Source organism: Flavobacterium ginsenosidimutans (assembly GCF_037478105.1).
GTDB classification, from domain to species: Bacteria; Bacteroidota; Bacteroidia; order Flavobacteriales; family Flavobacteriaceae; genus Flavobacterium; species Flavobacterium ginsenosidimutans.
The window spans coordinates 4,604,876-4,617,533 of sequence record NZ_CP147988.1 but is presented as its reverse complement, the minus strand read 5'-3'; the positions used below and the strand labels follow the sequence as shown (position 1 = coordinate 4,617,533).

The 12,658-nt window shown below is 31.9% G+C and carries 9 protein-coding genes; 5 read left to right on the top strand and 4 right to left on the bottom strand.

The window, feature by feature from the left end; genetic code table 11:
* The first annotated feature begins 14 nt into the window (after window positions 1-14).
* The 5 genes from V6624_RS19820 to V6624_RS19800 all read left to right on the top strand — a co-directional run bounded on the left by V6624_RS19820 (window position 15) and on the right by V6624_RS19800 (window position 7,379).
* Window positions 15-1,241, top strand: coding sequence for a glycoside hydrolase family 88 protein (locus V6624_RS19820; protein WP_338839936.1), 1,227 nt, complete (start codon window positions 15-17; stop codon window positions 1,239-1,241).
* Window positions 1,242-1,409: 168 nt separating this feature from the next.
* On the top strand, window positions 1,410-3,005 hold the full coding sequence (locus tag V6624_RS19815) for a glycoside hydrolase 43 family protein (protein ID WP_338839934.1): 1,596 nt from the start codon (window positions 1,410-1,412) through the stop codon (window positions 3,003-3,005).
* Window positions 3,006-3,012: 7 nt separating this feature from the next.
* Complete coding sequence (pelA, locus tag V6624_RS19810; protein WP_338839932.1) at window positions 3,013-5,019, top strand: pectate lyase; 2,007 nt, start codon at window positions 3,013-3,015, stop codon at window positions 5,017-5,019.
* A gap of 95 nt (window positions 5,020-5,114) precedes the next feature.
* The gene (locus V6624_RS19805) at window positions 5,115-6,470 is read left to right on the top strand and encodes a glycoside hydrolase family 28 protein (RefSeq protein WP_338839931.1); all 1,356 of its coding nucleotides are present in this window, start codon (window positions 5,115-5,117) and stop codon (window positions 6,468-6,470) included.
* Window positions 6,471-6,635: 165 nt separating this feature from the next.
* The gene (locus V6624_RS19800) at window positions 6,636-7,379 is read left to right on the top strand and encodes a rhamnogalacturonan acetylesterase (RefSeq protein ID WP_338839929.1); all 744 of its coding nucleotides are present in this window, start codon (window positions 6,636-6,638) and stop codon (window positions 7,377-7,379) included.
* Between the two features lie 262 nt (window positions 7,380-7,641).
* Here V6624_RS19800 and V6624_RS19795 read toward each other — a convergent pair whose 3' ends face one another.
* The 4 genes from V6624_RS19795 to V6624_RS19780 all read right to left on the bottom strand — a co-directional run bounded on the left by V6624_RS19795 (window position 7,642) and on the right by V6624_RS19780 (window position 12,479).
* Complete coding sequence (locus tag V6624_RS19795) at window positions 7,642-8,655, bottom strand: helix-turn-helix domain-containing protein (protein ID WP_111289534.1); 1,014 nt, start codon at window positions 8,653-8,655, stop codon at window positions 7,642-7,644.
* 33 nt (window positions 8,656-8,688) lie between these two features.
* Window positions 8,689-9,669: a helix-turn-helix domain-containing protein gene (locus V6624_RS19790; protein ID WP_111289537.1), complete on the bottom strand. Its 981-nt coding sequence runs from the start codon at window positions 9,667-9,669 to the stop codon at window positions 8,689-8,691.
* A 394-nt stretch (window positions 9,670-10,063) separates the two neighbouring features.
* A complete protein-coding gene (locus V6624_RS19785; protein WP_338839928.1) occupies window positions 10,064-11,380 on the bottom strand; it encodes a sigma-54 dependent transcriptional regulator in 1,317 nt (438 codons plus the stop codon).
* A 7-nt stretch (window positions 11,381-11,387) separates the two neighbouring features.
* Complete coding sequence (locus V6624_RS19780; protein WP_338839926.1) at window positions 11,388-12,479, bottom strand: HAMP domain-containing sensor histidine kinase; 1,092 nt, start codon at window positions 12,477-12,479, stop codon at window positions 11,388-11,390.
* Window positions 12,480-12,658: the final 179 nt, after the last annotated feature.

The window sequence follows — 12,658 nt, the reverse complement described above, 5'->3', positions numbered from 1 at the left end:
TAATATATTTTGAAATGAAAAATAATAGAAAGCATAGTTATTTTATGTCGGTTTTGATGATCTGCGTTATGACTATTACAAGTTGTAAAGTAACTTCTCAAGAGCCTGCAAAAAATGATATCGTAATTGGAAAAAATCTGAAATGGTCCGATAAAATGGCTTTGACATTGATGAAACGCCACCCAGAGGCATACATGATCGACGACGCTAAAAAACCAAAGTGGGATTATGTTCACGCTTTAGTATTGCATTCAATTGAAGAATTATACAAAAAAAATCCAGATCCTAGATACAAAGTGTACATAAAAGGGTATGTCGATAATTTGGTGCAAGCGGACGGAAGCATTAATACTTACGAATTTGATAAATACAATATTGATTTAGTATTACCAGGACGTTTGCTTTTTGATGTTTATGCCTATACAAAAGAAGACAAGTATTTAAAAGCAATGCAATTGATTCGTAAACAGCTTTCAGAACAGCCAAGAACTCAAAGTGGTGGATTCTGGCACAAACAAATTTATCCAAACCAAATGTGGTTGGATGGTCTGTATATGGGAGAGCCATTCTATGCAGAATACACTGCTAAATTTGAAAACGGAAAAAGCTTCGACGACATCGCAAAACAATTCGAATTAATTCAGCTTAATGCTACGGATCCAAAAACGGGATTATTATATCACGGTTGGGACGAAAGCAAACAAATGCCTTGGGCAAATAAAGAAACAGGAAATTCACCAAACTTCTGGTCAAGATCTTTAGGCTGGTATGTTATGGCTTTGGTTGATGTTTTAGATTATATGCCAAAAGATCATCCAAAGAGAAAAGAGTTGATCCAATATTTAAATAATGCTTCTGAAGCGATACTTAAATTTCAAGATAAATCATCAGGTTTGTGGTATCAGGTTACGGATAAAGGCGGTGAAAAAGGAAATTATTTAGAAGCTTCTGGATCTGCTATGTTTTCTTATGCTTTTGCAAAAGGTGCAAACAAAGGGTATTTACCATCTAAATTTAAAAAAGCAGCCAATAAAGCTTTTGACGGATTATCTACAGTGTTAATCAAAAAAGTAGATGAAGATGGTGGAATCACTTTAACAAACTGCTGTCAAGTTGCTGGTTTAGGAGGAAATCCATACCGTGATGGATCTTACGAATATTATGTAAACGAAAGAAAAAAAGACAACGATCCAAAAGCAACTGGGCCTTTTATTTTGGCAGCTTTAGAATTGAATAGATAATTTTAATGGTTGATTGTTGATTGTCGATTGAGAAAAGCAAATACAATCTTGTCATTTCGACGAAGGAGAAATCACACTCGTAATTCGACAAAGATTGGCGACATTCTGTACGGAGTTTCTAGTGTGATTTCTCCTTCGTCGAAATGACAAAAAACGTTTAGTAAAGAAATGAAAATTAAAAACATAAAAATCATCATATTCCTCTTCTGTATAGTTTCTTTTCAGAAGAATAACGCGCAAGTTTGGGTATCTGATAATGGAGACGGAACATTTACAAATCCGATTCTTCATGCTGATTATTCAGATCCAGATGTTGTTCGCGTAGGCGATGATTATTATATGACAGCTTCTTCTTTTAACTGCATTCCGGGTTTGCCGATTTTGCATTCTAAAGATTTGGTAAACTGGAAAATTATTGGATATGCTTTAGCAAAACAGCCTCCATTTGAAACTTACGATAGAGTACAGCACGGAAACGGAGTTTGGGCGCCAAGCATTAATTATCATAATAATGAATTTTACATTTATTACCCAGATCCTGATTTTGGAATTTATATGATTAAAGCAAAAAAAGCTGAAGGGCCTTGGTCTGCGCCGATTTTGGTTAAAGAAGGAAAAGGATTGATAGACCCAAGTCCGCTTTGGGATACAGATGGGAAGGCGTATTTAGTTCATGCTTTTGCAGGAAGTCGGGCTCAGATTAAAAGTTTGTTGGTAGTTTGTACAATGAATCCTGAAGGAACTGTTGTAAATCATGATGAAGTAATGGTGATTGACGGACATGAAAGTGAAGGCACAATTGAAGGCCCAAAGTTTTATAAGCGAAATGGATACTACTACATTTTTGCTCCTGCAGGTGGCGTTCCAACTGGTTGGCAGACTGTTTTAAGATCGAAAAATGTTTTCGGGCCTTATGAAAAGAAAAAAGTTTTAGAGCAAGGTTCAACAAATATAAATGGTCCGCATCAAGGCGCTTGGGTCACTACGCAAACGGGAGAAGATTGGTTTTTTCATTTTCAAGATAAAGGTGCTTACGGAAGAATTGTGCATTTACAGCCAATGAAATGGGTAAATGATTGGCCAGTGATGGGACAAGATTTTGATAATAATGGAATTGGAGAACCCGTTACAACTTTCAAAAAGCCAAATGTTGGTAAAAAATATCCAATAGAAACTCCAGCAGAATCAGATGAATTTAATTCGCCGAAATTAGGTTTACAATGGCAATGGCAAGCCAATAAACAAATCAATTGGGGATTTCCAACAAGTTTAGGATACTTGAATTTATTTTGTGCAACAACAACTCAAAATATCTTTAATGCTCCGAATTTATTACTTCAAAAATTTCCTGCCGAAGAATTTACAGCAACAACAAAACTGACTTTTAATTCCAGAATAAAAGGCGAATCTACTGGTTTGATTGTTATGGGATTAGACTATAGTTATTTGTCTTTTAAAAACGATAACGGAAAATTGTATTTAAGCCAAAAAACAGGAACTTTTGATAAAACGGTTTCAGAAAAAGAAACAAAACCTATTTTAATAGAAAACAGCACTATTTACCTAAGAGTACAAATTAAAAAAGGCGGAATTTGCAGTTTCTTCTATAGTTTAGACGATAAAAATTATCAAGCCATTGGGAGCAATTTCAATGCAAAAGAAGGAAAATGGATTGGTGCGAAAGTCGGACTTTTTGCTTTGGGCGAAGAAGTGAAAAACGATTCTGGAAATGTGGAAGTAGATTGGTTTAGAGTAACTAAATAAGAAGGAAATGATGCAGTTTAAAAAACAAATAATACTTTTTTTCTGTCTTTGCAGTTTTGCTGTAAAAGCCCAAAACACATACAAAAGATGGTCAGAAATTATTCGTAAGAATGATGCTTCTTGGTTTGCTTCGGCGGAGGCAAAAAAAATAGCAGAGAATGTTTTACTTTATCAAAGAGATATTGGCGGATGGCCAAAAAATATTCAAATGCAAGATGAACTGACAGAAAAGCAAAAGAAAGATTTAATTGCGCTTAAAAAAACGGCTGTAGAAACAACAACAGACAATGGGGCAACTTGTCAAGAAATGCTTTTTATGTCTAAAATGTATGGCCAAGTAAAAGACGAACGTTACGCTGCATCTTTCCTAAAAGGATTGAATTATCTTCTTGAAGCACAATATGCAAATGGCGGATGGCCGCAATTTTATCCATTGAAAAAAGGATATTATACGCATATTACCTATAATGACGATTCGATGGTAAATATTATGAATGTAATAAAAGCCGTTGCCGATCAAACGGATTATTACAGCATAAAACCTTCCAGTGAAATTGTCGAAAAATGTAAAAAAGCTTTTGATAAAGGAGTTGACTGTATCTTAAAAACGCAATACAAACAAAATGGAGTTTTAACTGCATGGTGCGCGCAGCATGACGAAGTTACTTTGGCGCCAGCAAATGCAAGAGCTTTTGAATTGGCTTCTTTAAGCGGATATGAATCGACAAAAATTGTTTTGCTTTTAATGTCAATTGATAAACCATCACCAGAGATTGTTACTTCAGTAAAAAGTGCTGTAGCATGGTTTGAAAAAACAAAAATCACCAATTTAGAAGAGAAAAGAGTCTTAAATGATGCTGGAAAAATTGTAGATAAAAAGATGATTTCTGCAACTAATGCAACACCAATTTGGGCAAGATTTATGGATTTGGAAACCAATGAGCCATTTTTCTGCGACCGTGATGGAATTAGAAAAAAATCTTTGGATCAAATTGGTTCAGAAAGAAGAAATGGTTATTCGTGGTATTCTGAAGCTCCGCAAGAAGTTTTAAAAAAGTTTCCAGATTGGGCAGTTAAAAACGGAACAAAAGTAGGCGCTACTGAAAAGAAAAACGTGAATTACATTACCGTTGCACAGGACGGTTTTGGAGATTTTACTAAAATTCAAGATGCAATTTATGCAACTCCCGCGTTTCCGTATGAGAAGGTAACGATATTTATAAAAAACGGAACTTACAATGAAAAAGTTAGAGTTCCAGAATGGAATACAAATGTGGTTTTATTAGGCGAAAGCAAAGAAAACACCATCATTACATATGATGATAATTTCTCGAAAATTGGTTTAGGAAGAAACAGCACTTTTTATACGTACACACTTTTGGTTGAAGGAGATGATTTTACTGCTTCAAATTTAACCATCAAAAATACTTCGGGAGAACGCGGACAAGCGATTGCATTATCAGTTGTTGCTAGTCGTGCTAAGATTTCAAATTGCAATCTTTTAGGAAATCAAGATACGTTGTATTTGTCTGGAAAAGAAGCAAAGCAATATTTTAAAGATTGTTATATCGAAGGAACTACAGATTTTATTTTTGGAGGTGCAACTGCTTTATTCGAAAATTGTACGATTCATAGTATCAAAAGCTCTTATATTACTGCAGCTTCAACTCCAGAGGGAGCTCCATTCGGATTTGTTTTTATTGATTGTAAACTAACCGCAAATTCAGATGCTAAAGACGTTTATTTAGGTCGTCCGTGGCGTATTTATGCTAAAACCGTTTTCATTAATTGTGAAATGGGAAAACAGATTAAACCAGAAGGTTGGGAAAATTGGTCGAAACCAGAAGCAGAAAAAAAAGCTTTTTATGCCGAATATAATTGCAAAGGAGAAGGTTTTCAGCCATCAAAAAGAGTAAAATGGGCACATCAATTAAGTAAAAAGGAAGCAAGTCAATATTCGATAGAAAATATTCTAAAAGATAAAAATGGCAGTTGGTATTCTCTTGCTAAGTAAAATTAATTTTAGTTTTCAGTCGCAGTCGCAGTTTTCAGTGTTAACGATGTCTGAGACTGAAAACTGCGACTGAATACTAAAAAAAAACGCATTACATGAATTTCAAATATCTATTCATAATACTCTTTTCATGTGTTTCATTTGCACAGAATAACGATTTTCCTTCGGGTAAGGTAGATTCCATTGTGCGACGAATTCAGCTTCCTGTAATTCCTTCTTATCAAATCAATATTTTGAAATTGGGAGCAAAGGGAGATTCGATTACAGACAATAAAAAGGCCTTCGATAAAGCAATGGCTTTGTGTGAAAAGAATAACGGAGGAACTATTATTGTTCCAAAAGGTATTTATAAAATTAACGGACCCATTCATTTTGTAAGCAATGTCAATCTTAAAATAGAAAAAGGAGGAAAGATTAAATTCAGTGACAATCCGAAAGATTATTTGCCATTGGTTTTAACAAGTTGGGAAGGAACGATGCTGTATAATTACAGTCCACTTATTTATGCTAATAATTGTGTCAATATTGCCATTTCTGGCGAAGGAACGATTGATGGCGAAGGTGGCAAAACTTGGAAAAGCTTTAAAGCGAAAGAAAGTTCAGGTAAAAATTTGAGCCGAGAAATGAATCACAATAACGTTCCATTAAACGAAAGAAAATTTGGAGAAGGTTATTTTTTAAGACCTCAGATGATTCAGTTTCTAAATTGTAAAAACGTTTTGGTTGAAAATGTTAGAATAGAAAATTCACCATTTTGGTGTCTTCATCTTTTAAAATCAGAAAGTATAACCGTTAGAGGGATAAGTTACAAATCATTAAATCACAACAATGACGGAATTGATCCTGAATATGCAAAAGATGTTTTAATTGAAAATGTAACTTTTGATAATGGAGATGACAATGTTGCTATAAAAGCAGGAAGAGATCACGAAGGTAGAGCAAATACAGCAACGCCAAGTCAGAACATTGTTATTAGGAATTGTAATTTTAAAGGACTGCACGGAGTTGTAATTGGCAGCGAAATGTCGGCAGGAGTTCAGAATGTTTATGTTGAAAATTGTAAAACAGCTGGATATTTAAAAAGAGGGATTTATTTAAAAACCAATGCAGATAGAGGAGGATTTATTAAAAATATATTTGTTAGAAATATTCAATTAGACGAAGTGGAAGATTGCTTGTACATTACGGCCAATTATCATGGAGAAGGAAAAGGGTATCAATCGGATATATCAAATGTATATTTTTCGAATATTACCTGTAATAAAGCATCAGAATCAGGTATTGTAATTCAGGGATTTCCAGACAAAAAAATCCGAAATATTACTTTGAAAAATATCGAGATTAAATGGGCTAAAAATGCTTTGTCAAATGAAAATGCCGAAAACGTTCTAATGACAGATGTTTTTATCGGGCAAAGAGCGAGTGTGCCTACAGCAGTTTCTAAGGATTAGACTTTGTGCGTCTTAACCGCAAAGAGCGCTAAGAATTTACGCAAAGTTCGCAAAGGTTTTCTGTGTAGACGCACTGCAGTGCGTCTACACAAAGAATATCAACATAGCTTTGTGCGGTATAGAAGAAAAAATTGCGGTAAAAAAACAAATCAAAATTATCAAAAAATGAAAAAATACTTATTACTAACATTCTTAATCACTTCAGTTTGTTTCGCACAAAAAACAACTTTGTATTGTATTGGAGACTCAACAATGGCAAACAAAAAAGATCCCGAAAAGAATCCAGAACATGGATGGGCACAAGTTTTACAGCCATTTTTTACAGATAATATAATAGTCGTAAACAAAGCTGTAAATGGAAGAAGCACCAGAAGTTTTATAAACGAAAAACGTTGGGATTCAATTTATAACCAACTAAAAAAGGGAGATTACGTTTTTATCGAATTTGGCCACAATGATGCGAAAATTGAAGATCCAAGCCGATATACAAATCCGCATACTGCCTACAGATACAATCTAATCCGATTTGTAAACGAAAGCAGAGCAAAAGGAGCAATTCCTGTTTTATTGACTTCAATTTCAAGACGTAATTTCAACGAGAAAGGAGTGTTAGTTCCAACACACGGTGATTATCCATTAGAAACGCGTTTGGTTGCACAAGAATACAATGTACCATTTATTGATTTGGAATATTACACAGAGTTATTAGAGCAATCCTACGGACCTGATAAATCTAAAGAATTGCATTTGCATTTTAAGGCAGGAGAAAATCCGTATTATGATCAAGATAAAGCAGATGATACACATTTATCTCTAAAAGGGGCAACAGAAATAGCTCAAATAGCTATTAAGCAATTAAAAGAATTGAAAGATCCATCTTTAGACAAACTAAAAAAAGCAATCAAATAAAATTTAAAAATTAAAATGTCTTATATTGTAATATTAAAAACTTTTACGGCTAAGTTTAATTTTTATTTTGTTGGAATTTTGCAAGTGTAAATACCAATTTTGATAGTTAAATTGTTTTTGGAATTCTAGATATTTTGGTCTCGATAATTTAAAGTGAAGAAAGTCATTTCTTCACTTTTTTGTTTTATAAGTGAATCATTAAAAAAATATGTAATTAATGAAATAACTTTAAACTAAAAAATAGAAAACAAAAAAGTGACAATTAAGTCACTTTTTTATTTTTACGATGATGCTTTTTTACGAAATCATCTGTTGGTTTTCGTTTGAGCTGTTCGTAGTATTTAGTGCAAAAATAGCTGAGTTTAGTATAATTAAGTTCGTACATTACTGCTGTTAGAGTACTGTATTCACCGCTTTTTAAAAGTTTTTGCGCTAAATTTATTTTCTCTTCTATAAATAGGTTTTTAGGTGTATTGTTAAAATGTTTTTTAAATAAACTTTTATATTTAGATGCCGACATACCGGCCATTCCAGCTAAAAAAGTCAAAGAAGGAAATGGGCCATACAAATTGTTCATTAAATAATCTTTTGTTTTTTCAATTGCTTCACTTTCCAGATCTGTAATCTCTGTACTAGTGTCTTTTGTTTCATAAAACTTATTAAAAAAATTACCAAGGACTTTCAACGAAATTCCTTTTAAGAAAGAATCAAAAGACAAATCTTCTACAGGTTTTGTTTTTAAAGATTGAATTAATAAAATACTATTACTATCAATATTACCGTAATGATAAAAAGCTTTCTTTCCTGGAGTATCTGATGAAAATGAACTTTCTGGCAGAGAGATTTTTTTGATAAAATCATGCAACAGTTTTTTATCTATCAATATACGTAATGCAATAGTTCTTTCATTAACAGCGGGCTTAAAAGAGCTTTCTATTTGATTGTCAAGAATTGCCAAATCTAATTGATTAAACGCTCCTATTTGGTAATCAATATTGTTAATTTTAATGAGATTAATATGCTCGCTTAAATCAAAATGAAAAATATACAATTCATTATCTGATCTAAGACGAGTAATTTTCAATGGTTCTTTTGCAGTTAAATCGGCATAAACGACGGAAACTCCATCCATGACCTGAGAAAAATAAAAAAAACCTTTCCCTATTTCTTTTGGTATAAAAATAATTTTGTTATCAATCAATTTTGTATTTAATTGTTCGACTACATCCAATTGCCATTCTGGTGTTAGACTGTAATAATGTGTAACTTTTCTCATAGGCTAATTTGTTTCTGATCGTTAGTGCAATTTTCACAATTGTTTATTAAATGCTTTAGGAGATAATCCGAAATATTCTTTAAATTTTGAAGCGAAATAAGAATTGTTGGTAAAATGAAGTTGATCGGAGACTTGAGAAATGGTAAGCTGTTTTTTTTCTAGAAGTTCTTTTGCGAAAAGCAATTTATTTTCCATAAAGAAAACATTTGCAGTATCTCCAGTTATTTTTTTAAATAAACTTTTAAATTTAGATTCAGACATATTAGCCATTTTCGCCATATATTGAATGCTAGGAAAGTGGTCATCTAAATGATTAATTAAATACATTTGAACGTTTATAATATTACCCAAATCAGAATTGTTTACTGTTTGCATTATAAGCCTTTTTGTAGCAATCTTTTTTAGATAATTTGAAATTAAAAGATGAACAGTTCCTCTAAGATTTAAATCAAAAATGGCTCCTCCAACTTCTAATTTTCTTAAATCATCTAACAAATGAAAACTTTCGCTACTCATTCGGTCAAAACGAACAATTGTATTTTCTTTTGAATCAACCAGACTGTCTATATTTTGAATGACAATATTGTTTTTTTTAGCATACGCCTTAATCATACTTTTTTTGATAAAAATGCAAAGAGCAAAAGTTTTGCTTCCTTTTACAACATCATATTTTGATTCTAGAGAACCGTCTATAACCGCTAAGTTATACTGCCATCGCCCAACATTGTACATGAAATGTCCGCTGCTAACAGATGCTTCTCCTTCTGTTAGATTGTAGTAAAAGCCGACAAAATCTTGATTTAAATTTTTTTGTATTAATTGGAAATTTCTACGATACTCTACATCTATGTAATAGGCTATTATTCCATCGCCACAATCTAGAAAGTATCTAATACCAGTTTGAGAATCCTCTGGCAGAATAATAAAATTCCCTTCAATTTTTCCTCCAATTTGAGCAGCATAATGCTCTACCCAACTTAGATCTGCACCATAATAATGTTCTATTATTTTCATGGAAATGTGGATTTTGTACCTAAAGTTAAGTTATTTTAACGAAACTTTTGATTTTTTTTACTTGTAAGTGTTTGATATTTAAGTTTAAAAGGGGCTTTTTGTGAATTTGCTAAACTATTTTTCTTAAAAAGAATTATAAAATTTAGGGATATAGAAGTGATCTCTCTTTCTAAAAAAATGAGAAATACTAAACGTAATTTGACAATCTGTCGATTTCATGAAGAATATGTTTTTAATTAATTTGATTTATTTTAATACATTTTTGTCTTTTAAGGGCAAATAATGTGCCTCGAAATATATATATATTGAAAATCAGCAGATTAAAAACAGAATGTCTTTTTTTGTATAAAATTAGGTAGGTAGTTTATGATCGCATGGGGAAAAAATACTCGATTTAAGCTATTTTTTGATTTATGGTTTTACGATCGATTTGCAAGATTTGGGCTGCCTTTGTTTTATTATGATTGACAAATGCCAAAACTTTTAAGATTTGCTCTTTTTCGTATTCTTTTAAGGATTTCAGAATTTCAGGTGAAGTAGGAATGTGATACTTCAAGTTTTCAGGAACTTGATTTAATGTAATGAGATCATCGCTCATAATAATCATTCTCTGGATAATGTTTTCAAGTTCTCTTATATTGCCTGGCCAATCATATCGCAACAAAACTTCTGTTACTTTTTCATTTATCTTTATTCCGGGTTTATTATATTCGTTAGAATATTTATCAATAAAAGTTTTTATTAATAAGGGAATATCTTCCTTTCGCTCTCTTAATGGTGTAGTTTTTATATTGGCAACATTTAAACGGTAGTACAAATCTTCTCTAAAGAGACCTTTTGCTATCATTTCTTCCAAATTGCTATTGGTTGCAGAGATAATTCTAACATCAATTTTTTCAGGTTTTGTAGCGCCAACTCTTAGAATTTCTTTTTCTTGAATGACTCTTAAAAGTTTAATTTGTAGTGATAAAGGAGTATTGCCGATCTCATCTAAAAAAATGGTGCCACCTGAAGCTGCCTGAAATAAACCAGTTTTGGTTTCAATAGCTCCTGTAAATGAACCTTTAATATGACCAAACAATTCAGATTCAGCCAAATTTTCGGGAATTCCACCACAATTTACAGCAATAAAAGGTTTATGAGCTGTTTTACTTGTAAAATGAATAGCTCTGGCAATCAGTTCTTTTCCTGTTCCGCTTTCGCCTTCTATGAGAATAGTTGCTTTAGTGTCTTTTACACGTTCGATTATTTCAACAACATTTTTAGAATGGACAGATTTACCTATAATATTGCTATATAAATCCTCATTTTTTGAATGAAAATCATTAGCAAGAAGGTTATTCTTTACCAGTGAACTTCTAATTGCTTTATACAGCTCGTCGCTTGTAAATGGTTTTGTTAAATAATCTAATGCACCAGATTTGATTGCGCAAACAACACTTGGAATAGACGGAACACCAGATATCACTAGTTTTGGTATAGCAGGATAATGTTCGTCAGTATATTTTAATAATTCCATGCCATTAATTTCTGGCATATTAAGATCACTTATTAATAAATCGATAGTTGTATTTTTTAAAACTTCGATCGCTTCGTTTACAGAAGAAGCTTTATAAGTGCGATAATTAAAAGTTTTTAATTGTCTCTGAATGAGATCTAACATATCGTTGTTATCATCAACAACCAATATATTTTCTTTTTTAGAATTCATTTTGCTTTTAAGTTAATGGGATTCTGATTATGAAGATGGTTCCGTTTGGAAAATTGTCCTGTAAAATAATCTCTCCATTATGGTTTTTGATTATTCCATGAACTACACTTAAACCTAATCCGCAGCCATAATTGACTGGTTTGGTTGAAAAAAAAGGTTCAAATATTTTTTCTTTAATAGTATCTGGAACTCCTGTTCCTTGATCTTCAATTTTTAGGTATAAATTGTTTTCATCATGATCCACAATAATTTTGATGATGCTTTTTTCTGGCGATGCATAAACTGCATTTATGAGCAGATTAAATAGAACTTGAGTAATTTGAACCGAATCTACTTTTGCAATAACATTTTCATCTTTAAAAATTAATTCAGTTTTGATGCCTTTTTTTTGAAAATTCGATTTTAGGAATGATAAAGCAAAAACTATAATTGGTTTTATTTCTTGTGATTCTAATTTTTGAGGCATTTCGCAAGAAAAGAACATTAGTTTTTTGACAATTTCCCTCGAATAGATAACCGAATTAATAACGATTGAAATGTCTGCATCAATATCAGAATCAATATTTTGCTCTTTTATCAGTTCTGCAAAACCTAAAATATTACCTAAAGGTGTGTTTAGTTCATGAGCAATTCCAGCCGTCATTTCCCCAAGGAGAGTAAGGCGTTCCATTCGCTCAATAGTTTTGCGTAATAAAGCCTTTCGTTCTAATGTTTGATATTTTTCAATATAATTTCCAACCTCAATTGCAATGGTATCAAGAAGTTTTTGTTCATCATCGTCAAAGTCATTTTGTGTATATTTTTTAGCTGGATAATGTACTTTAATATGTCCGCAGTCCACTTTATTTACCTGTATAAAACTAGATTGGGAAATACTTTCTTCCATTTGTTGTGAAGTAGATAAATGATAATCTGTTACATGAATTTCGACAATAGTATCTGCACTATATCTCCACGCATTTTTTATGCTCATGATAATATCATGCAGGGTTTGGATGTTGATCGAATTTGATTTTGAAATAATCTTTGAAATTTCGTAAAGACAAGTAAGTTCTTTAATTTTTTCTCTTAAATTTTCTTCAGTTGACAGTAAACACATTGTAGGAAAATATTTTCTTTATTTTGAATTCGATTCAAAAGTAAGTAAATATTTTCGTACTTAAAATAAAACACATTGTTTAGATAACTATTTGAAAACAAAATAAATAACATTTGTTTTTACGTCTTATTTTATTGTTTTTTTGACTTTTTAAGGTAGAGTAAAAGAAAAGTTTTGTG